Here is a 17137-nt window from a genome sequence, read left to right on the forward strand (position 1 = left end):
AGAAATAGAAGCTTTTTGGTTGATATGAATGACAAAGTAATCCCTCTTTTCCGGTAGTATTATAGCATTTTAATTATGTGAAAATATGTGAAAATCGAAAAAGTTTCGTTTTTTTTCTTTCATTTTACGTATTACCTTGTGTAATATATACATGTTATTAAAACCCTTTATTAAAGGTATTTTTATGAATATCATTTATAATTTGGTGTAAATTTGGTGTAAATTTATAAATAAATTACATATTATTAAGTTTATCTACCATTTTGTTTTGTGCATTTTGAAACCAATGCCCATAAACATTATTAACCATATCAACTGAATGTCCTAGCCTTTTAGCTATGTCAAATGCACTAAAGCCTAAATTGATCAATAATGAAACATGAGAATGTCTTAGATCGTGTATACGAATTCGTTTTACATGAGCTTTAGCAATCCATCTATCTTTTCTTATTTTAATAGTGTCTTGATTTAATGGCTTTTCAAAATGGAAAATATATTTTTGATTATCAAATCCTATTATCTGTTTATCATGCTCAAATAGCTTGCTCACTGCGTCAAAACATTTATCAGGCATTATTACAGTTCTGTAACTGTTTTGTGTCTTAGGATTTGTTATTCTATGTTTATAGTCAGAGTATGATTTGTTAATTCTGATAGTTTTTTTATTAAAGTCAATATCATTCCAATTTAGAGCAAGAGCTTCTCCTATTCGTAATCCACACCAATATAAAACATTAAAAAGTGTTAGATATACTATATCATCTACAACTTCGATAAACTTATAAAATTCTTCCGGCTGCCAAAAATCAACTTCCTTTTTCGATTCATCTATGTTTATAACTTTTTTAAATGATAGAATATGCATGTTTTTTATATATGATTTTTCATATGCAAAGGCAAGCAAAGATTTTAATTCTTTTTGTATTAATTCTAATGTTGAATTTTTTAAAACTTCACCATTTTGTTTATTAACGGTTAATAAATCATGTTGATATTTTTCTATTTTTTCTAGTGTTAAATTGGATAATTTTATATTTCCTAGAACTGGTAGTATATGTTTTTTGAAACTAAGATCTGTTTGATAAAATGTTCTTTCTCTTATAACTAACTTTTTTTGATCCATGAATTTTATATACAGATCATTTACAGTCATATTCGAAGATACACCAGTTGTAGACTCCAATAAGAATACGCGTTCCCATTCCTTCGCTTCATCGGCAGTAGCAAATCCACGTTTGTGGTATCTCTTTTGGCTTCCGTTTGCATCTATATATGAACCTTCGCATTTATAGGTAATCTTTTTAACTAGCTTATCTTTCCTCTTTTTGCTCTTTACCATTCTTTCATCTTTTTTAACTGCCATTGCCTTATACCTCCATTTCGTGTAAAATAGGGTATAGAAAAAGTATTAACGTGCTAGGTTAAATTTTTTCTATGCAAGTGATATTGGCGTATCACTCATGCACTCCCTGTTGGCGCAGGGGGTGTTTTTTTATATCATGTTTAGTAAGTTTATAATCATTTGTTTACCATCGTCATTAAGTTCTCGATATTTGTTAATAACGAACGCTTCCTCTAAAGTTAGTTGATAATCTACGCGTTCTTCGTTGATGAAATAACGTAACGGAACATCTAGTGCCTCACACAGTTTATTGATTGTTTTTAAATTTGGCTCGCTTTTGCCGTTTTCCCAATTACTGATTGTCTGTGTTTGGACACCGAGTAACTTTCCAAGTGCTGCTTGAGATAAACCCTTTTGCTTGCGTACAGCTTTTAACTTTTCGTTGAACATAATAATCTTCCTAATAATACTTTTCAATATCATCGGGGTTCATGTGCCATATCACTCTACCTATAATGCTAACAGTATCTATATCCGTATTTATCATGATTGGTTGATGCGATTTATCACTACTATCAGGCATTAAAGTTATTTGATTTCCATTTACATACAGACGTTTTACAGTTGCTAAACCATTTACCCAAGCCACAACAATCTGTCCATCTTTTAAATTAAGCGCAGATTGCACATCTTCTGCAACAACAATCGAATTATCAGCAATAATGTTATTCATACTTGTACCATTCACTTTAAAGGCATGAAGTTTTTTCTTTATCATTTGATATTTGATAGGCACATACACGATTGCATCGGGTTCGCTATCGAGCAATTCTTCGAGCGTTCCTGCGGATAGGTTAGTTGAGTAATGTAAAGGGAAGTAATCGTTATATACTATTGGAATTTCTACAAGCCCCGATTTATTTAATTCGTCTTTTGCGTTATTGATTACATCTACATAATTTAGTCCGATTTGATTACATATTTTTTCCAGCATATCCATTTCAATTCGTGATGAACCGTCCTCATACCTTTTAAGTGTGGATTTTGTCTTTTCTCCATTTATTAGTTCTGATAATGTATCTAAACTAATTCCTTTAAGGTTTCGAGCGTTTTTGATTTGTTTTCCTATAATTGCATATAATTCCATATCAATTAAGTTTTTTTCTGGCATTCTCTCACCTACTTCCTTATTGCAACTATATTGTACCAAAAAAATGGGAATTTTCAATAACAAAACATAAAAAAATCATAAAATAGTGTTGCATTTTTATGAAACATGGTGTATATTATTGGTGTGCCAAATATACGGCACAAAAAGAAAGGACGGTGAGAACATGGATAGATATACACCTGAGCAGGCTAGAAAACTAAGAAATATTTCTCAAGTTAAAATGGCAGCTTTAATAGGAATGTCGGAAAATACATATATCAATAAAGAAAAAGGGGAAACAAAGTTCTATATTGATGAAGCATGTAAATTTTGTGAGGTAGTAGAAATGCCACTTGAAAGAATTATTTTTTTTAAACACGATGTGCCATAAAAACGGAACATGCGGGGAAACAGAGGACAAAATGAAAGGAGGACTTATGAAAATAAATTACGAAGAACACTTATTATACTTTTTAAATGAAATAGCAAAAATTTCGAATGAAAAAGCATCAATTAGAAATTGTTTGAAAATCAAGGTTTTAACAGATGTTATTTCATCTATTTATCTAATTATGGGTTTAAAAAAAGGTCAATGAATTATTCAAAACGGAGTAAGGAGAGAATCCTGTGAAAAAAAGAAAAAAGAAAAAGGCTTTACTCAAATCTGTCAATTTGAAAAAGCCAAAAATAATCACACGATTAATACTCGATGGTAAAGAAATATCCAGGTCTATTTACCATCAGGGAAATCACGATTAAAAGCGTTAAGAGCGGTCTTATATATTTCCATATATTCGACATAGGCATCTACTGAAGATTTCGTTTCGATACACCCACTGGCTAACTCTTCTTCAGTAGCATTTGCTATTGTTTCTTGATTTATCGCTTCTTGCTTTAATTTCATTACATCTTTTAAAAGAAAAAGCGTTAAATCGTGGGCTCTTTTTTCGTTATCAGTCATTTTCTATCCTCCTTTCTTTATTAGATGAATTATAGCACAGGATAGGTAATTGGGGATAATGGAGTAATCAAATTTTATTCATTAACAAAGGGGTATTTTAAGAAAATTTATTTTATAAAACAAATTGTGGATCGAAGTTAATGAATTATTCAAAACAGAATAGGAGAGGTGGGAAATGGAAGAACATACATATTTTATTGTATGGGCAATTACAACAGTCATTTGTTGGATAGCTATTTATTTGTACTCTAAAAATAGATGGTAAAACAAATGTTTTATCAAATAGTTATTACCTTGTATGAGTTAGACCACTACATAAATTATGTCATTTATAAATATCTCCTTTTTTGATTCATACATACCGCTTATGTGGTCTAGCTCACACAGGGTAATAGCTAAAAAAAGAAAGGAGGGAGCGAAATGTCAAGAATTAACTACGTAGATGGTCTTGCGATTGAACGAGAACAAATATTGTTAAAAATATATCTAACAAAAACGGATATAAGAAATTTCTTACGCTGCGGTTGTCCGGAAGCTAGTGCTATCTATGAGCAAGCACGTGAATTATGTGAAAAACAAGGCAAAAAAAATCTACCACGGAAAGCATATTACAAAAACTTTCTCGAAATTGTCGGAATCAACGAGAAAGATGTTCATCGCATGGCAAAAATTGAAATTGAAAGAAATGGATATAAAAAAGATGCGCCAAGTTTGACCGACCAACGCATCTAATCCCTTATAAAAAGACCAATCAAATTATAAGGGATTTCCAAACAAAAAACAAGAGGAGGAAATTTAATGAATAAGTATGCAAAATGTGCTTTAGGTTGCTCGTTAGTATTGAATGTAGCGTTTGCGATTATATGCAATGATATGAGCAATACGGCATCTAAAGCATTCGATGATCTAGCTATCGCTCAACAAAAAGTAAGTGATATTCAACATGATATTGAAGATTTGAAAGCCAAGCAAGAAGTACAACAATTAGAAGCTAAATGAACTTCACTAGGTACTTTCAAAATCACACATTACGGAGCAGACTGTGTCGGGTGCAGCGGTATTACAGCAACGGGAACAACGCCGCAAGAGGGTAGAACCATTGCAACGGATTGGAGCATCATTCCTGCCGGTAGCGAAGTGATGATAAATGGAAATACCTATATCGTAGAAGATCGTGGAGGTGCAATTCAAGGAAATGTGATTGATATGTTCGCAGGAACAGAGGCAGAGAGTGTTGAGCGTGGAGTGTTCTTTGCAGAAGTATTTGTAAAGGAGTAATAAAAAATGGAGCAAAACGATGTTATGGAAAACTTGGATTTCCAACTTGAAAAGAAATACGAAATGGAACAGGAAACAAGATCCTATTTAGTTTGTGATTTATGTGGTGAGCATATTTCACTTAATCAGAAAATTATTCAGCAGCACGATGGTACATTGGTTCATTTAGATTGTATTGTGCAAAGAGTAAAAGAAGAAGCGTTTGATGCCGAGGACTTTATGTAGGTGTTGTATGGAAACTTTATATCAAGATACGGAACAGTATATATGTCATAAATATAAAAATCGTGATGAATGGAAAGAAAAACGCATTCAAGGGATAGGTGGAAGCGATGCTAGCACTTTAGTTGGTCTTAATCCTTGGAAAGATAACAATACTCTTTGGAAAGAAAAGAAAGGTGTTATTGAAGCTGTGGATATATCTGATCGTCCATATATTCAATATGGAATTGAAGCAGAGGACTTATTAAGAAAATTGTTTGCTTTGGATTTTCCATATTACGATGTGCAATACATTGATAATGTAACGCTTCAATCGAAAGAGATACCTTGGTTGTTGTATTCGCCCGATGGCTTGTTAATTGATAAACGTACTAGTATGAAAGGCATCTTTGAATGTAAAACAACAAACATTCTTCAATCAATGCAAAAAGAGAAGTGGAACAATCGAATACCGGATAACTATTATGTGCAGGTCTTACATGGATTGCTAGTTACCGGGTTTGATTTTGTTATTTTAAAGGCTCAACTTAAAACGGAATATAAAGATGGAAATATTACATTGGTTACAAAGCATTACATTATTTATCGTGATGGAGTTTTAGAAGATTTGGAGTGGTTGAAACAAAAAGAAATTGAGCAGTACGAAACATACTATATCAAAAACATAGAGCCGCCTACAATCTTACCGATGTTATAAAAATGAGGAGGACAACATGGAACAAACAGAAGCAAGGAAGCAAAGTTTTGAATTAGATTTACGTATGACGGAAACAGGAATTTTAAGCAATGTAGAAGCTTTAAAAACAATGCTTCCCAATTTACTTAAACCGTACGATTACGTTGTATCAGTAAACAATATCAAAGATGCTAAAGCTGATAGAACGAAGCTTAATACCACGCGAGATATTATTAAAAACAAACGAATGCAGTTTGAAAAAAATGAGATGGAAAGTTGGTTAAATGCTAAAAAATCAATTATGGAGCTAGAAAAAATGATTGATGAAGCTTCCAATAAACTAGGTGATGGTATTAAGAAAATTGAAGAAGAAGAAAAAATAAGCAAAATGGAAGAAGTAAGGCAATTATTTGAAACAATCTTAGATGCTTTACCGGTAAAGGTAGCTTTTGAAGCTTTGTATATCAGAAAAGAATATGACAAGAATTCTATGACTGTTAAAAAGATTTTGGAAGATATGCAAGTAAAGGTAAACAAGCTTATTACCGATTGGAAAATGCTTGAAGCTTATCTTCCTACGGATCCTGCAGATATAGAACAAGTGAAAGTAGTTTTTGCAAATACACTTGATATTGGTTTAGCGAAAGCAAAAGCTGATGAATTGAATAAAATTAGGCAATCCGTTAGCGAACAACGTGTTATTGCAGAACCTAAAAAAGCTATGCCGCAGCCACAGATTGTTGAACAAACAATAATGGGAAAACCAACAATTCAAAAAATCAATTTTGCTATTACTGCAGAAAGAGAATTCTTCGATTTGTTAAATAGAATAGTCGCAGAAAATAAGCATCTTATCAAAAATTTAGTAGTCATTTCAAAGGAGGAAATAGAAGATGGCGTTACAAAATAATTTATCAGCACAAGGAACAGGGAAAAGAAAATTTAGTGTTGTTATTCAAAGTGAGAGTATTCAAAAGTTAATCAATAATACACTAGGAGATACTAAGAAATCACAGAAATTCGTTACAGCGATTTCAAGCGCAGTTGCAGTTAATCCACAGTTACAAGAATGTGATGGATTCTCAATTGTTAATGCAGCGTTGCTAGGCGAAACATTACAGTTATCTCCAAGTCCGCAGTTAGGACATTACTACATGGTGCCGTTCAATGATAAGAACAAAGGTAAAGTGGCAACGTTCGAGCTCGGCTACAAAGGATATCTCCAATTGGCTATTCGTTCCGGACAGTATAAAAAGATTAACGTGCTGGAAATCAAAAAAGGCGAATTGATTAACTTCGATCCATTAAATGAAGAACTTGAAATCAATCTAATTCAAGACGAATTGGAACGTGAGAAAGCTGAAACCATCGGTTATTACGCAATGTTTGAATTAGTGAATGGATTTAAAAAAGCGCTTTATTGGAGCAAAGAAAAAATGTTATCTCATGCAGATAAATATAGTGCTGCATTCAATGCAAAAAGCTATAACGATCTAATGACAGGAAAAATACTGGATAAAGATAAGTGGAAGTACAGTAGCTTTTGGTATAAAGATTTTGATGGCATGGCATTTAAGACAATGCTACGTCAATTGATTTCTAAATGGGGCATTATGTCCATCGAATTGCAGGCAGCGTTTGAGGGTGATTATACGTTTAAAGACGCAAGTGGTAATAGTACATACGTGGAGGAAACTAATGAACCACTCATTAATCCGGATATTGAAGTAACACAGGTTCACGAAGAAGTAACGCCACAAGCTGCATTCGATACGAAAGAATCAGCACAAAACATTCAACTATTATAAACATAATTGAGGAGGACAAATAAAATGTTGTTTATTGATACAAAGGAATTAAGAGAAAAAGGATCTATTGCATTATTGCAAAATGGCGCATTGATTGAAGCGATTGATAAAGAGATGCTGAAAGTATTAGATGATATTGAAGATATCTCCACTAACCCAAAGGAAAAAAGAAAAATTAAACCGGAGCTGATTATTTCGGCTAATGCAAGTAGAACTGCCATTAATATGGAAGTCGTTATTGCTGTTCAACTTGCGAAACGTGGTGTTATGCAAATGAACATGAACTTAGAGAAAGCTGTTGATGATGATGGACATTTATTATCTTATACACTCCAACAGGAAGCAGAAGAAGCGGAAGGACAACAGGATATTGACGGCAATGAAACACAAAGAGAAACAGTTAAAATCCCTTACCACGCAAATGCAGTTGAAGCTGAATTCACAGAGAAAGAAACGGACGAATTACAGGGCGATACAGATAAGAAAAATGTAGGAGATACAGAAACATTGGAAAATGAAGAAAACCTCTACAATGAAGCAGAACGAAGCGATAAAGCAGAAAATGAAGCGATTGACAGTTATGTTGACGCAGAGATAGAAGATTTCCCAAATATCAACGATGATACCCATGACTACTTTTAGTTTCACAGTACCGGGAAAACCATTTGGAAAACAGAGACCTAAAGCAACGCGTAGAGGAGTGCATGCATCAGTATATACACCTAAAGAAACAGTTAATTATGAAAATCTTGTAGTGGCGATGTTCAAACAAAAATATCCATTAGATAAACCGATTGATGGAGAGGTAAGAGGTACGATTCGTGCCTTTTACCAAATCCCACAATCAAAATCAAAAAAAGTAAAGGAACGCATGCTAAACGGAGAAATAAAACCAATGGTTAAGCCTGATTTAGATAATATACAAAAGGTAATTTATGATGCTTTAAACGGTATTGCATATACAGATGATTCGCACATTATTGCAATGCGGTGTGCTAAGTTTTATTCAGATGTTCCGAGGGTCGAGGTACTGATTGAAGGAGCGGTGAATGATGAATGATGGATTTATTAAGTTGCACAGAAAGATCATAGATTGGGAATGGTACGATGATATTAACACAAAAACTTTGTTCATTCACATTTTACTGATGGCTAATTTTGAAGATAGAAAGTGGCACGGCGAGACTGTAAAAAGAGGTAGTTTTCTTACTTCTTATCAAACTTTAGCAACACAAACAGGTCTTACAATGCAACAAGTAAGAACATCAATAAAAAAGTTATTATCAACAAACGATATAACAAAGGTAACAAGTAATAAAAACACTGTAATTATCGTACCAAATTACGATTTGTATCAATCGGTGCAACAAACAGAAGAACAAACAAATAACATTGAAGAAACAAACGAGCAACATTCAAATAACATTCAAGTAACAACAACTAAGAAAGAAAAGAATGTAAAGAATGATAAGAATATTAGAAAAAAAGAAAATACCAAAGAAAAAAAGACCGTGAGTTTTTCTTCGATTCTTGATGGCTACACCCAAAACGATGAACTTAAAAAAGTTTTGCTATCGTATGTCGATATGCGGAACAAAATGAAAGGTTTTACCACACACGCTTTAGAGTTAAACCTCAAAACGTTAGATTCACTTGCAGGAGATGATAAAACGAAAATTGAAATCGTGAACCAAACAATCGAACATTCTTGGAAATCGTTCTACAAAATCAAGAATGACGGATACAGCAAACAACAAATATCAAAATCGAAAGAATTGCCATCTTGGTATCACGATCAATCGAACATAAAAATTGATACCGAAGATTTTAACGAAGCAGAAATGATTGAATTGCAAAATCAGTTGAGAGGTGGAAGATGAAAGTACATTGCTTATTTGAACAATCAGGAACATTCAAGAATGAATTTAAAAAGCTAGGGTATGAAGCTTTTGACTATGATGTTTTGAATGATTTTGGACAAACAGATTTCAAAGTTGATTTATTCGATGAGATACGTAAAGCATACCAAGAGGAAGAATCAATATTTGATAATTTCAAAAATGATGATTTAATTCTTGCTTTCTTTCCTTGCACAAAGTTTGAAACACAAATACCATTACATTTTAAAGGAGAAGCAAGGCAGCAAAGGAATTGGACGGATATTCAAAAACTAGAATATGATATGAAACTTCACAATGAATTACATGAGTTGTATGAATTGCTTTGTATGATATGTGTAGTTGTTATCCGCAAAGACTTAAAAATGATAATTGAAAATCCAAGTATGCCACCGCATTACTTAACAACTTATTGGTGCATGAAACCAAGTTTGGTTGATAAAAACAGACAAGATGATGGAGATTACTATAAAAAACCTACTCAATATTGGTTTATCAACTGTGAAGTACAAAACAATTTATGTTTTGAACCACTTGAAATTATTGAGAAGAAAAAGGTAAAAAAATGTAAAAAAAATGATGGGTGTAGTAGAAAAGTCGAAAGGTCATTGATACACCCACAATACGCAAGAAGATTTATTAAACAATACATTTTGGAGGATAAAAAGAATGATTGAAACTGTAAATATGACAAAAGTTTTAAAACAAGCCATTGAAACGTATGGCAAAGAAAATCAAAGCATGATGGTGCTTGAAGAAATGGCAGAACTTCAAAAAGAAGTATGTAAGAGCTTGAGAGGTAATAATAACCACGATGAAATTGTTGAAGAAATTGCCGATGTACTGATTATGATTGAACAACTAAAAATTATGCACGATGTGAAATACAGAGAATTAAACGAAATGTTTAACTTCAAAATTAACAGATTGAAAGAGAGGTTGGATTCAAGTGATTAACAGAGCAGTAATTGTTGGACGATTGGTAAGAGATCCGGTTTTACGCAAAACAACAAGTGGAGCAAGTGTTACTTCCTTTACGGTTGCGGTGGATAGAAAGTTTAAAGCGGAAGGACAGCCAACTGCGGATTTTATTCAGTGTACTTCGTGGAACAAGGTCGCTGATAATGTTGCTAAGTACATGAAGAAAGGATTTCTTATCGGCGTTGAAGGAAGATTGCAGACAAGGAGTTATGAGAATAAGGACGGAAAGAAACAGATTATTTGTGAGTTAGTGGCAGAGTCCACTGCATTCTTGGAACAAAAAGATAATCGCAATACAGCGTTGCAGAGCGATGAAAGTGTTGGAGGGTATAAATATACGACTGACACTACAAATTCATTACCACAGGAACAACAGAGTGGTTATAGCGAGAATTATGGTTATGGTAACGATGGTTTAGATATCGCCAGTGATGATTTGCCATTCTAATGAAATTTAATTATTGCAACAAAGGAAGAAAGAAATGGACAAATACAGAGAAGAAATTGAAAGTAACATAAATGGAGTGAATGAGTATATCAATAGGCAATTGAAAATGCATCATTCTCAAGATTTTATCAATCGAATTATGAAAAAGATTGAAGTGATACGCAATTTATCAGTTGAGTATGGAGTGATTGTTGGAACAGAAAAATTATATGAGAAATTAGCATTACAGGAAAATGAAATCTATACGCAAAAAAAGAAGATAAAGGAACTTGAAAAAGACTTGGAGGTTTATAAGAAAAGATGGTCAAGGTTACAGAAAAATACTACATCGAAGTAGAAGCGGATTGTTGCACTGTTTATGAGCGGTTATGGAGCGAAAAGAGACAGGAACATTATTATAATTCAGTATGTTTCCCACGTGATTTATGGGGCGCATTGAACGCTATAAAAAGGCATATATACGCAGATAAATTGAGTGGCTGTGATATGTCTATCGGCGAAGCATTAGCTTTGTTGAAGCAACTAAATGATGAATTTACATCAAAACTTGATGAGATTAAAAGGTTGGTGGAATTGAAATGAATAAGTATCAGAATGCGTTAGAAAAAGCAAGTTTATGTTGTTTATGTACAGATACGGCAGAAGAAGCACATGAATATTTAGATGTATTAAAGGAACTAGTCGATAAGGCTACACCGAAGAAAGTAGAAAAAAATATTGAAGGTGCAAGTTATTGCCCTAACTGCAAAGTGGTTGTTGCAAACAAGAATATAATAAATGACTTGAACTACTGTCATTATTGCGGAAAAGCGTTAGATTGGAGTGATGAAAAAAATGAATATAACAAATAGACAATATCTAATAGAACAATTAGAAGATCCTAACTTCATTGATGATAGTGGTGCAAGCTATGAAGCAACAATTTATTACAATATCGCTTGTCCATATTTTTGTGTCGATGAAAGAGCGTTGTGTCATAAAAAAATGGATAAGGTAAATAGAGAAATGTGTTTTAAATGCAAAGAAAAATGGCTTGATAGTGAAATTGATACGTAAAGGAGTGAGTGAAGATGCTGACTAAAGGAAAATATTTAGAAATTATAAAGGAATTCGAAGATGATTTTTTTCTACATACACCAAGATTTGTAACATATCATTCTCCAAGATTTATGAAAAACATTTATGAATTAAATCAACTAATCAAAGAACACTTTGAACTTGTTGAAGAATATAACACGCTGCTAACACCCTGCAATGCGTTATCACAACCATACAAATTTGAAGATTTGAAAAAAGGTATGTGGGTTTGGGATAACCAATTAAAATGGTGTTTTGAAATTGCAATTTGTAAAGTAGAAATTAAAGGTTATGAAAATTTGAAAATGTTTAAGGTCAAAAACTATGATGATAGTTTAACATTGATGATATTTGAAAAAAATCGTTTCTATCCTGTGCAAATGGCGAATGTGAGGTGTGAGTGATGTTTAAAACAGATGATACAAACTTAATTTATGAACAATTAGAGAAAATAAAACCAATTCTTGAACAAGAAAAAATAAAAGCAATTCTTGAACAAGAAAAAATAAAAGCAAAAGTTATTGAAAAACCAAAACCAAATAGAAAAGAATATGATTTTACAAAAGTCAATCTAAAAAGCTTTTCAAAAAAGCATTTGATTAAGATTATTTATGGATTGCAGGCAGAACTTAATCAGTATAAAGAGGTGTTTAATAATGCTAGCTGATATCGAAAAATTCATATACAATGACAAGATTTATTCGAAGTGCAACGCTGCGGATAAAGAAATGATTGATACATGCCTTCATGGAGTGCGTCAGCAAATCGAAACTTTCAAAGATGCGTATAAACAAGCGCAAGAGGAAATAGCGTTGCTAAAACGTGAAAATAAAGCATTATCTGATGATAATGAAATGAAGTGTGATGAAATAGCTAAATTAAAAGCAGAAAATAGAGAATTGAGAGGTGGAAGATGTCAACAGCTAGTGAATTGATGTCATTTGTGAAAGGCGATGAATTAAATATTCTCAATATCCTTGAAGATCAAAATGTTGCACAAAGAATAATCAAGCGTGTTCAAAAAAAGTTACATGATATGCAAGCACACTCTTGTATGTACGGGCAGGTTATGACACAAAAAGGTATTCCGACAAACAAAGAAAAAGAAAGATACATACAATTACTTAATAAAAATGAAGAAATCATATCTAAAAATCAATTATTAAAAGACGATATACGAGAGTTGAAAAAACAACTTGAGAAGAAGCAGAGGATTATTGATTATTATGACAATATAATTGGTAAAGAAAAACCAAATGAGGATACTGATGAAGATTAAGGTTACAAAGAATTTGTTGGATATTCCGGAAAGGTATCGTCCGAGAGTTGGATATGTATTTGATGTGTTGGATATTAAATGCGGTTTATATAAACCATGCGAGAATAATTTAAAAATGATTGAATGTTGCGGTCATATCATCGCTGTTTCGCCAAGTGAATGTGAAATCGTAAAGAAGCGAGATAAGAGATAAATAAAAAAAGGACATGCTCTCACCAAAGTGCATGTCCACTCTCAACGTCTGATATGAATATATCATATTCGAGGAGGAAAATCAAACTATGAAAAAATTATTGGTAACAAAAGAAGATATCGACTATATGAAAAGAGTTTTATCAAATCTACGCTATCATTACGAAAAAGCAAATTTCTTTAAAAAAGAACAAAAAACAGCTGCGAAACTATTGGACGAAGAAATCAAAGGGCGAGGGATATCTTATGACAGCCTTCCGAGTGGTTCTAGGGGTGTTTCTACATACGAGAATGAACTTATCATAACAGAAGCAAGCTATGCACAGATGGCTCAAAACGAGCTTAAAAAAGCAAACAATATTTTGGAAGAAGAAAAAATCGAAGATAGATTAGAAGTGTTGAAAGAAAAGGAACTTGAAATCTATGATGATTACTTTGTGGACGGAATGACATTGGAACAAATTGCTTTCAAATTCAATAAGAAATCAAAGCAATGGGCAGCACAAAAAATTGATGACATTGTACGCAAGATGTTGGAGGTTGAGCTGTAGTATGAAAAGTGAATTGGTATGTTGGATAGACGTAAAAGTTGAAAATATATACGCTGAATTAAAACGATTATTTGAAGAACAGTCCGATAAGAAAATTAAGAGCGGAGCATTTAAACACCCGATTATCTGCAAAATATTGAGTATGGATAATCCATCTATTGAACAGGCAAAACGTAGAAAGTTTAATGATCCCGATGATTTGGAATACTGTTTTCGTAAATATCAAGATGTAATTGCTGAAATTAACTTATATACAATTCTTATTCCGTCTATTGAAACATTCTGTATGTTCATGGGTTGGACTGCTGCTACGATGAAAATAGTTGCTAATAACGCTTCACAAGATATACAAGCAGTGTTGGATTTGGTGGAAGATTATATTGTTGATTCACAGCTTACAGCAGGGCAAAGTGGTTTTGTACGGGCATCTATTACAAAATTCAGAACACAAGTGAGTGGTGAACATGGGCAAGGTTTAATGACAGCAAAAGAAGAACAATCAAAGAAGCATGTTGAAGGTCAAACCAAAAAACGTGATGAACTATTGGCGGACTTAGAAAATCTCGGGTTTATGATTGAATTACCGAATAAGAAGTAAAAAAAGTACGGAGTGATTGGAAATGATTAGAAAGTATTGTGATAAATGCGGTAAAGAGGTTAAGCGTGAAATCAAAGTCAATTTTGAAACAAACGATGATTTTAATGGTTGTAGTTGGAAAGATATGTTCTCTGTAGATCAACAATTCGAATTGTGCAATGAGTGTGCGAGAGATGTAATTGATTTTATTGAGGGTTCTGACAAGAAAGAGGAGTGATGAAGAATGAAAAAAACTTACGATGATATTGAAAACTTAGCGTTTGAATTGCCGGATTATCCTGACGATTTGAAAAAACTTTTTAAAGAAACAGGAGATTTTATTAGAGAATTACCACTTAGTGTTAAACAAAATGATATATTGGTTGAAATGCTAGTCGAAAACGTTAAAAGTGCAAGAATAAATGGCTTTTCTGTTGGTTTCGGAACGGCGTTGGGGTACGGCGGCGCAAAAATAAAACGTATTGACGAACAATTAAATTAAGCTAAAGGAGGACTAACAATGAACGAATTAAAGGTTTATGACTTTCGAGGTAAGAAAGTTACTGACAGTAGAATAGTGGCGGAGATGATAGGAGTGCAGCATAAGAATCTACTACAAAAAATTAAGGGATATGAGGAAATTTTACTGAGCTCAAAATTCAGCTCAGTAGAATTTTTTATCCCAAGCGAATATAAAGATAGTACAGGGCGTAATTTAAAATGCTATCTTTTAACCAAGAAAGGCTGTGAAATGGTAGCTAACAAATTAACCGGTGAAAAAGGTATTTTATTTACTGCTCAATATGTCGAGGCGTTTAACGAAATGGAAACTAATATGAACCTAAAATCTAAATTACCTACATCAGATTTGGAACTATTGAAATTAGCAGTAAGTGCTATTGATGAAACTGATAAAAAAATAGTTGCACTTGAAACTAAAGTAGAGCAGAAGTTTGATGAAATGCCCTTATTTGGAGTAGATCAAGACGAGATAAGACACGCAATTAATGTGAAAGTTATTTCATGTCTAGGAGGAAAAGAATCGAAGGCTTATACTGATAATTCTATCAGAGGGAAGGTATATAGTGATATTCATTGTCAAATACGGCGTGAATTTGATGTTGATACATACAAAGCAATACCTAGAAAGAATGTAGAAACAGCCATTGAAGTTATACATGGATATAAATTGCCTATTTCTTTGTCAGACAAAATAGAGGCAGTTAATAGCCAGCAAATTATGGATATATAATACATGATTAAAGCACTCGTTCTTTGAAAATTGAATAGGGTTCGTGAGATTGATAAAAGCATACGGAGGTGGTAGAATATTGTTGAAAGAAGAAGGAGAATATGAGTATGAAAAAATTTTTAACCATTTTTATGGCACTGTTGTTATGTGTCGGACTTGCAGGGTGTGGGAGTGAGGAAGAAGCAGAGACATCATTTAGGAGTAACGGTAATATTAAAGATGAGTTAGAAGAAGATGGTTGGACTCTTGAAATGATAGATAAAAACTTAGTTGAATTAGAAAACGATGAAAATGATGATATTTTTGAATTTAATATTGATGATGAAATTCTTAAATATAATGGTTATATATATGATGAAAACGGTTTTACTTACGATACTGGAGAAGTTATCAATGATTTAATTACAGCAGATGCAAAAGATTGTTTAAAGAAGTACGATTTATCAATTGAAGATATAATTGAATTTATGAAGTGGTATGCGAAAACACAAGTTTTAATGTATCCTACCGAAGATGGTTCAAGTGAAGAAAATAGCGATAATAATGAAAATTTAACAACTGATAATTCCAATGAAAGCAAACCAACCGGTCAGTCCAGTAATAACAATCAAACAAACAGTAGCCAACAATCTATTTCTCAAGGACAAAGAGAAGCTTTAAGAAGTGCTAAAAGTTACTTAAACACAAATATGGCATTTTCATATAAAGGGTTATTAGAACAACTTAAACATGAGGGTTTCTCTGATGCAGATGCTACTTATGCAGTCAATAATTGTGGTGCAAATTGGAATAATCAAGCGTTAAAATCTGCGCGTAGTTATTTGAACACAAATATGGCATTTTCATACAACGGCTTAATAGAACAATTGCAAAGCGAAGAATTTACTTATGAAGAAGCTGTATATGGGGTTAATAACTGTGGAGCAGATTGGAATGCACAAGCAATTAAATCCGCACAAAGTTACATGGATATAGGAATGGGATTTTCTCGTCAAGAACTAATAAATCAACTAATTCACGAGGGATTTACTCAATCACAAGCTGAACAGGCAGTAAATGCAATTGGACTTTAATGATATAACACAACCCGCTCTAACGAGTGGGTTTTAATATGTTTTTGCAGAAATATAAAAAACCTCTTGCATTCTTGTCGAACATAAAATATAATAATTTATGTCGAACGAGAAAGAAAGGAGGACTATGTCAGATAAAAAAAAGGTGGGTAGACCACCAATCGACAACGCTCGTACCGAGAGAATGGCTTTCAGAGTAACTAAAGAAGAAAAAGAGGAATTAAAGACATTGGCTCAAAAAAAAGGATTAACAATAACAGAGTTAATCCTGCAAGGTATCGAAAAAATGAAATAAAAAAAGGGTAACTGTTAGTTTTTGGTCGAACGAGTACAGTTACCCAACACACAACCTCAAGAGATTGCATAACAAGT

General features: G+C 32.9%; 35 protein-coding genes. 31 read left to right on the forward strand and 4 right to left on the reverse strand.

From position 1 onward, the window contains the following. Positions 1 to 235 precede the first annotated feature (235 nt). The 3 genes from EUBDOL_RS06825 to EUBDOL_RS06835 form a co-directional block, all read right to left on the reverse strand. Positions 236 to 1363 carry a site-specific integrase gene (locus EUBDOL_RS06825; RefSeq protein ID WP_004799966.1) on the reverse strand — a complete coding sequence of 376 codons (1128 nt, stop codon included), beginning with the start codon at positions 1361 to 1363 and terminating at the stop codon, positions 236 to 238. A 129-nt stretch (positions 1364 to 1492) separates the two neighbouring features. Beyond that, complete coding sequence (locus EUBDOL_RS11000; protein WP_050750083.1) at positions 1493 to 1792, reverse strand: helix-turn-helix domain-containing protein; 300 nt, start codon at positions 1790 to 1792, stop codon at positions 1493 to 1495. Positions 1793 to 1802: 10 nt separating this feature from the next. Continuing rightward, positions 1803 to 2513, reverse strand: a complete 711-nt coding sequence (locus EUBDOL_RS06835) for a helix-turn-helix domain-containing protein (RefSeq protein ID WP_004799971.1) — start codon at positions 2511 to 2513, stop codon at positions 1803 to 1805. Positions 2514 to 2676: 163 nt separating this feature from the next. Here EUBDOL_RS06835 and EUBDOL_RS06840 point away from each other — a divergent pair, with 163 nt between their 5' ends. Further along, positions 2677 to 2883: a helix-turn-helix transcriptional regulator gene (locus tag EUBDOL_RS06840; protein ID WP_040463468.1), complete on the forward strand. Its 207-nt coding sequence runs from the start codon at positions 2677 to 2679 to the stop codon at positions 2881 to 2883. Positions 2884 to 2929: 46 nt separating this feature from the next. Next, a complete protein-coding gene (locus EUBDOL_RS11460) occupies positions 2930 to 3088 on the forward strand; it encodes a hypothetical protein (protein ID WP_154645858.1) in 159 nt (52 codons plus the stop codon). A 134-nt stretch (positions 3089 to 3222) separates the two neighbouring features. Here EUBDOL_RS11460 and EUBDOL_RS06845 read toward each other — a convergent pair whose 3' ends face one another. Beyond that, complete coding sequence (locus tag EUBDOL_RS06845) at positions 3223 to 3453, reverse strand: hypothetical protein (RefSeq protein WP_004799977.1); 231 nt, start codon at positions 3451 to 3453, stop codon at positions 3223 to 3225. 420 nt (positions 3454 to 3873) lie between these two features. On the opposite strand from EUBDOL_RS06845, the gene EUBDOL_RS06850 reads away from it, so the two are divergent. From EUBDOL_RS06850 to EUBDOL_RS11465, 29 genes are all read left to right on the forward strand, one after another. Continuing rightward, positions 3874 to 4185, forward strand: a complete 312-nt coding sequence (locus EUBDOL_RS06850; protein WP_004799981.1) for a hypothetical protein — start codon at positions 3874 to 3876, stop codon at positions 4183 to 4185. 66 nt (positions 4186 to 4251) lie between these two features. Further along, positions 4252 to 4452 (forward strand): hypothetical protein, encoded by a 201-nt coding sequence (locus EUBDOL_RS06855; RefSeq protein ID WP_004799983.1) that lies wholly within the window; start codon positions 4252 to 4254, stop codon positions 4450 to 4452. A 99-nt stretch (positions 4453 to 4551) separates the two neighbouring features. Beyond that, positions 4552 to 4731, forward strand: coding sequence for a 3D domain-containing protein (locus EUBDOL_RS11730; RefSeq protein WP_268869320.1), 180 nt, complete (start codon positions 4552 to 4554; stop codon positions 4729 to 4731). Between the two features lie 6 nt (positions 4732 to 4737). Beyond that, on the forward strand, positions 4738 to 4956 hold the full coding sequence (locus EUBDOL_RS06860; RefSeq protein ID WP_004799987.1) for a hypothetical protein: 219 nt from the start codon (positions 4738 to 4740) through the stop codon (positions 4954 to 4956). Positions 4957 to 4963: 7 nt separating this feature from the next. Next, entirely contained in the window at positions 4964 to 5650 is a 687-nt protein-coding gene (locus EUBDOL_RS06865) for a YqaJ viral recombinase family protein (protein ID WP_004799989.1), read from the forward strand. Between the two features lie 16 nt (positions 5651 to 5666). Beyond that, positions 5667 to 6539 (forward strand): DUF1351 domain-containing protein, encoded by an 873-nt coding sequence (locus EUBDOL_RS06870; protein ID WP_004799990.1) that lies wholly within the window; start codon positions 5667 to 5669, stop codon positions 6537 to 6539. Further along, positions 6523 to 7437 carry a recombinase RecT gene (locus tag EUBDOL_RS06875; protein ID WP_004799991.1) on the forward strand — a complete coding sequence of 305 codons (915 nt, stop codon included), beginning with the start codon at positions 6523 to 6525 and terminating at the stop codon, positions 7435 to 7437. Before EUBDOL_RS06870 ends, EUBDOL_RS06875 begins: the two co-directional genes overlap by 17 nt. 24 nt (positions 7438 to 7461) lie before the next feature. Beyond that, complete coding sequence (locus EUBDOL_RS06880) at positions 7462 to 8079, forward strand: hypothetical protein (protein ID WP_004799992.1); 618 nt, start codon at positions 7462 to 7464, stop codon at positions 8077 to 8079. Further along, a complete protein-coding gene (locus tag EUBDOL_RS06885; RefSeq protein ID WP_004799993.1) occupies positions 8066 to 8497 on the forward strand; it encodes a RusA family crossover junction endodeoxyribonuclease in 432 nt (143 codons plus the stop codon). Before EUBDOL_RS06880 ends, EUBDOL_RS06885 begins: the two co-directional genes overlap by 14 nt. After that, positions 8490 to 9317: a hypothetical protein gene (locus EUBDOL_RS11005; protein ID WP_050750084.1), complete on the forward strand. Its 828-nt coding sequence runs from the start codon at positions 8490 to 8492 to the stop codon at positions 9315 to 9317. The genes EUBDOL_RS06885 and EUBDOL_RS11005 overlap by 8 nt, the downstream gene beginning before the upstream one ends. Then, positions 9314 to 10012, forward strand: coding sequence for a hypothetical protein (locus tag EUBDOL_RS06895; protein WP_004799996.1), 699 nt, complete (start codon positions 9314 to 9316; stop codon positions 10010 to 10012). Before EUBDOL_RS11005 ends, EUBDOL_RS06895 begins: the two co-directional genes overlap by 4 nt. Beyond that, entirely contained in the window at positions 10005 to 10292 is a 288-nt protein-coding gene (locus EUBDOL_RS11010) for a nucleoside triphosphate pyrophosphohydrolase family protein (RefSeq protein ID WP_004799998.1), read from the forward strand. Before EUBDOL_RS06895 ends, EUBDOL_RS11010 begins: the two co-directional genes overlap by 8 nt. Next, positions 10285 to 10764: a single-stranded DNA-binding protein gene (gene ssb, locus EUBDOL_RS06905; RefSeq protein WP_004800000.1), complete on the forward strand. Its 480-nt coding sequence runs from the start codon at positions 10285 to 10287 to the stop codon at positions 10762 to 10764. Before EUBDOL_RS11010 ends, ssb begins: the two co-directional genes overlap by 8 nt. Positions 10765 to 10798: 34 nt before the next feature. Next, a complete protein-coding gene (locus EUBDOL_RS06910) occupies positions 10799 to 11101 on the forward strand; it encodes a hypothetical protein (protein ID WP_040463475.1) in 303 nt (100 codons plus the stop codon). Further along, positions 11065 to 11346: a hypothetical protein gene (locus EUBDOL_RS06915; protein WP_004800004.1), complete on the forward strand. Its 282-nt coding sequence runs from the start codon at positions 11065 to 11067 to the stop codon at positions 11344 to 11346. Before EUBDOL_RS06910 ends, EUBDOL_RS06915 begins: the two co-directional genes overlap by 37 nt. After that, positions 11343 to 11615: a hypothetical protein gene (locus EUBDOL_RS06920; RefSeq protein WP_004800005.1), complete on the forward strand. Its 273-nt coding sequence runs from the start codon at positions 11343 to 11345 to the stop codon at positions 11613 to 11615. Before EUBDOL_RS06915 ends, EUBDOL_RS06920 begins: the two co-directional genes overlap by 4 nt. Continuing rightward, complete coding sequence (locus tag EUBDOL_RS06925) at positions 11599 to 11820, forward strand: hypothetical protein (protein WP_040463479.1); 222 nt, start codon at positions 11599 to 11601, stop codon at positions 11818 to 11820. Before EUBDOL_RS06920 ends, EUBDOL_RS06925 begins: the two co-directional genes overlap by 17 nt. A 14-nt stretch (positions 11821 to 11834) precedes the next feature. Further along, complete coding sequence (locus tag EUBDOL_RS11015; protein ID WP_004800009.1) at positions 11835 to 12245, forward strand: hypothetical protein; 411 nt, start codon at positions 11835 to 11837, stop codon at positions 12243 to 12245. After that, positions 12245 to 12508, forward strand: coding sequence for a hypothetical protein (locus EUBDOL_RS06935; RefSeq protein WP_004800011.1), 264 nt, complete (start codon positions 12245 to 12247; stop codon positions 12506 to 12508). Before EUBDOL_RS11015 ends, EUBDOL_RS06935 begins: the two co-directional genes overlap by 1 nt. Then, a complete protein-coding gene (locus EUBDOL_RS06940; RefSeq protein ID WP_004800013.1) occupies positions 12498 to 12776 on the forward strand; it encodes a hypothetical protein in 279 nt (92 codons plus the stop codon). Before EUBDOL_RS06935 ends, EUBDOL_RS06940 begins: the two co-directional genes overlap by 11 nt. Beyond that, entirely contained in the window at positions 12755 to 13120 is a 366-nt protein-coding gene (locus tag EUBDOL_RS06945; RefSeq protein ID WP_040463482.1) for a hypothetical protein, read from the forward strand. Before EUBDOL_RS06940 ends, EUBDOL_RS06945 begins: the two co-directional genes overlap by 22 nt. Next, positions 13110 to 13313, forward strand: coding sequence for a hypothetical protein (locus EUBDOL_RS06950; protein ID WP_004800018.1), 204 nt, complete (start codon positions 13110 to 13112; stop codon positions 13311 to 13313). Before EUBDOL_RS06945 ends, EUBDOL_RS06950 begins: the two co-directional genes overlap by 11 nt. Before the next feature lie 88 nt (positions 13314 to 13401). After that, the gene (locus EUBDOL_RS06955; protein ID WP_004800021.1) at positions 13402 to 13863 is read left to right on the forward strand and encodes a hypothetical protein; all 462 of its coding nucleotides are present in this window, start codon (positions 13402 to 13404) and stop codon (positions 13861 to 13863) included. A 1-nt stretch (position 13864) separates the two neighbouring features. Next, on the forward strand, positions 13865 to 14461 hold the full coding sequence (locus EUBDOL_RS06960; protein ID WP_004800022.1) for a hypothetical protein: 597 nt from the start codon (positions 13865 to 13867) through the stop codon (positions 14459 to 14461). Positions 14462 to 14483: 22 nt separating this feature from the next. Then, entirely contained in the window at positions 14484 to 14678 is a 195-nt protein-coding gene (locus tag EUBDOL_RS06965; protein WP_004800024.1) for a hypothetical protein, read from the forward strand. Between the two features lie 6 nt (positions 14679 to 14684). Further along, a complete protein-coding gene (locus tag EUBDOL_RS06970) occupies positions 14685 to 14942 on the forward strand; it encodes a hypothetical protein (protein ID WP_004800026.1) in 258 nt (85 codons plus the stop codon). An 18-nt stretch (positions 14943 to 14960) separates the two neighbouring features. Next, on the forward strand, positions 14961 to 15692 hold the full coding sequence (locus EUBDOL_RS06975) for a Rha family transcriptional regulator (RefSeq protein WP_004800027.1): 732 nt from the start codon (positions 14961 to 14963) through the stop codon (positions 15690 to 15692). Positions 15693 to 15799: 107 nt separating this feature from the next. Beyond that, on the forward strand, positions 15800 to 16765 hold the full coding sequence (locus EUBDOL_RS11020) for an Ltp family lipoprotein (protein ID WP_050750085.1): 966 nt from the start codon (positions 15800 to 15802) through the stop codon (positions 16763 to 16765). Between the two features lie 127 nt (positions 16766 to 16892). Then, positions 16893 to 17060 carry a plasmid mobilization protein gene (locus EUBDOL_RS11465; RefSeq protein WP_154645859.1) on the forward strand — a complete coding sequence of 56 codons (168 nt, stop codon included), beginning with the start codon at positions 16893 to 16895 and terminating at the stop codon, positions 17058 to 17060. The last annotated feature ends 77 nt before the right edge of the window (positions 17061 to 17137 follow it).

This window comes from Amedibacillus dolichus DSM 3991 (assembly GCF_000154285.1).
Taxonomy (GTDB): Bacteria; Bacillota_I; Bacilli_A; order Erysipelotrichales; family Erysipelotrichaceae; genus Amedibacillus; species Amedibacillus dolichus.

Excerpts from the sequence above, each read along its gene's own strand:
- EUBDOL_RS06825 (WP_004799966.1), bottom strand. The coding sequence starts at position 1,363 with ATGGCAGTTAAAAAAGATGAAAGAATGGTAAAGAGCAAAAAGAGGAAA.
- EUBDOL_RS11000 (WP_050750083.1), bottom strand. The coding sequence starts at position 1,792 with ATGTTCAACGAAAAGTTAAAAGCTGTACGCAAGCAAAAGGGTTTATCT.
- EUBDOL_RS06835 (WP_004799971.1), bottom strand. The coding sequence starts at position 2,513 with ATGCCAGAAAAAAACTTAATTGATATGGAATTATATGCAATTATAGGA.
- EUBDOL_RS06840 (WP_040463468.1), top strand. The coding sequence starts at position 2,677 with ATGGATAGATATACACCTGAGCAGGCTAGAAAACTAAGAAATATTTCT.
- EUBDOL_RS11460 (WP_154645858.1), top strand. The coding sequence starts at position 2,930 with ATGAAAATAAATTACGAAGAACACTTATTATACTTTTTAAATGAAATA.
- EUBDOL_RS06845 (WP_004799977.1), bottom strand. The coding sequence starts at position 3,453 with ATGACTGATAACGAAAAAAGAGCCCACGATTTAACGCTTTTTCTTTTA.
- EUBDOL_RS06850 (WP_004799981.1), top strand. The coding sequence starts at position 3,874 with ATGTCAAGAATTAACTACGTAGATGGTCTTGCGATTGAACGAGAACAA.
- EUBDOL_RS06855 (WP_004799983.1), top strand. The coding sequence starts at position 4,252 with ATGAATAAGTATGCAAAATGTGCTTTAGGTTGCTCGTTAGTATTGAAT.
- EUBDOL_RS06860 (WP_004799987.1), top strand. The coding sequence starts at position 4,738 with ATGGAGCAAAACGATGTTATGGAAAACTTGGATTTCCAACTTGAAAAG.
- EUBDOL_RS06865 (WP_004799989.1), top strand. The coding sequence starts at position 4,964 with ATGGAAACTTTATATCAAGATACGGAACAGTATATATGTCATAAATAT.
- EUBDOL_RS06870 (WP_004799990.1), top strand. The coding sequence starts at position 5,667 with ATGGAACAAACAGAAGCAAGGAAGCAAAGTTTTGAATTAGATTTACGT.
- EUBDOL_RS06875 (WP_004799991.1), top strand. The coding sequence starts at position 6,523 with ATGGCGTTACAAAATAATTTATCAGCACAAGGAACAGGGAAAAGAAAA.
- EUBDOL_RS06880 (WP_004799992.1), top strand. The coding sequence starts at position 7,462 with ATGTTGTTTATTGATACAAAGGAATTAAGAGAAAAAGGATCTATTGCA.
- EUBDOL_RS06885 (WP_004799993.1), top strand. The coding sequence starts at position 8,066 with ATGACTACTTTTAGTTTCACAGTACCGGGAAAACCATTTGGAAAACAG.
- EUBDOL_RS11005 (WP_050750084.1), top strand. The coding sequence starts at position 8,490 with ATGAATGATGGATTTATTAAGTTGCACAGAAAGATCATAGATTGGGAA.
- EUBDOL_RS06895 (WP_004799996.1), top strand. The coding sequence starts at position 9,314 with ATGAAAGTACATTGCTTATTTGAACAATCAGGAACATTCAAGAATGAA.
- EUBDOL_RS11010 (WP_004799998.1), top strand. The coding sequence starts at position 10,005 with ATGATTGAAACTGTAAATATGACAAAAGTTTTAAAACAAGCCATTGAA.
- EUBDOL_RS06910 (WP_040463475.1), top strand. The coding sequence starts at position 10,799 with ATGGACAAATACAGAGAAGAAATTGAAAGTAACATAAATGGAGTGAAT.
- EUBDOL_RS06915 (WP_004800004.1), top strand. The coding sequence starts at position 11,065 with ATGGTCAAGGTTACAGAAAAATACTACATCGAAGTAGAAGCGGATTGT.
- EUBDOL_RS06920 (WP_004800005.1), top strand. The coding sequence starts at position 11,343 with ATGAATAAGTATCAGAATGCGTTAGAAAAAGCAAGTTTATGTTGTTTA.
- EUBDOL_RS06925 (WP_040463479.1), top strand. The coding sequence starts at position 11,599 with ATGAATATAACAAATAGACAATATCTAATAGAACAATTAGAAGATCCT.
- EUBDOL_RS11015 (WP_004800009.1), top strand. The coding sequence starts at position 11,835 with ATGCTGACTAAAGGAAAATATTTAGAAATTATAAAGGAATTCGAAGAT.
- EUBDOL_RS06935 (WP_004800011.1), top strand. The coding sequence starts at position 12,245 with ATGTTTAAAACAGATGATACAAACTTAATTTATGAACAATTAGAGAAA.
- EUBDOL_RS06940 (WP_004800013.1), top strand. The coding sequence starts at position 12,498 with ATGCTAGCTGATATCGAAAAATTCATATACAATGACAAGATTTATTCG.
- EUBDOL_RS06945 (WP_040463482.1), top strand. The coding sequence starts at position 12,755 with ATGTCAACAGCTAGTGAATTGATGTCATTTGTGAAAGGCGATGAATTA.
- EUBDOL_RS06950 (WP_004800018.1), top strand. The coding sequence starts at position 13,110 with ATGAAGATTAAGGTTACAAAGAATTTGTTGGATATTCCGGAAAGGTAT.
- EUBDOL_RS06955 (WP_004800021.1), top strand. The coding sequence starts at position 13,402 with ATGAAAAAATTATTGGTAACAAAAGAAGATATCGACTATATGAAAAGA.
- EUBDOL_RS06960 (WP_004800022.1), top strand. The coding sequence starts at position 13,865 with ATGAAAAGTGAATTGGTATGTTGGATAGACGTAAAAGTTGAAAATATA.
- EUBDOL_RS06965 (WP_004800024.1), top strand. The coding sequence starts at position 14,484 with ATGATTAGAAAGTATTGTGATAAATGCGGTAAAGAGGTTAAGCGTGAA.
- EUBDOL_RS06970 (WP_004800026.1), top strand. The coding sequence starts at position 14,685 with ATGAAAAAAACTTACGATGATATTGAAAACTTAGCGTTTGAATTGCCG.
- EUBDOL_RS06975 (WP_004800027.1), top strand. The coding sequence starts at position 14,961 with ATGAACGAATTAAAGGTTTATGACTTTCGAGGTAAGAAAGTTACTGAC.
- EUBDOL_RS11020 (WP_050750085.1), top strand. The coding sequence starts at position 15,800 with ATGAAAAAATTTTTAACCATTTTTATGGCACTGTTGTTATGTGTCGGA.
- EUBDOL_RS11465 (WP_154645859.1), top strand. The coding sequence starts at position 16,893 with ATGTCAGATAAAAAAAAGGTGGGTAGACCACCAATCGACAACGCTCGT.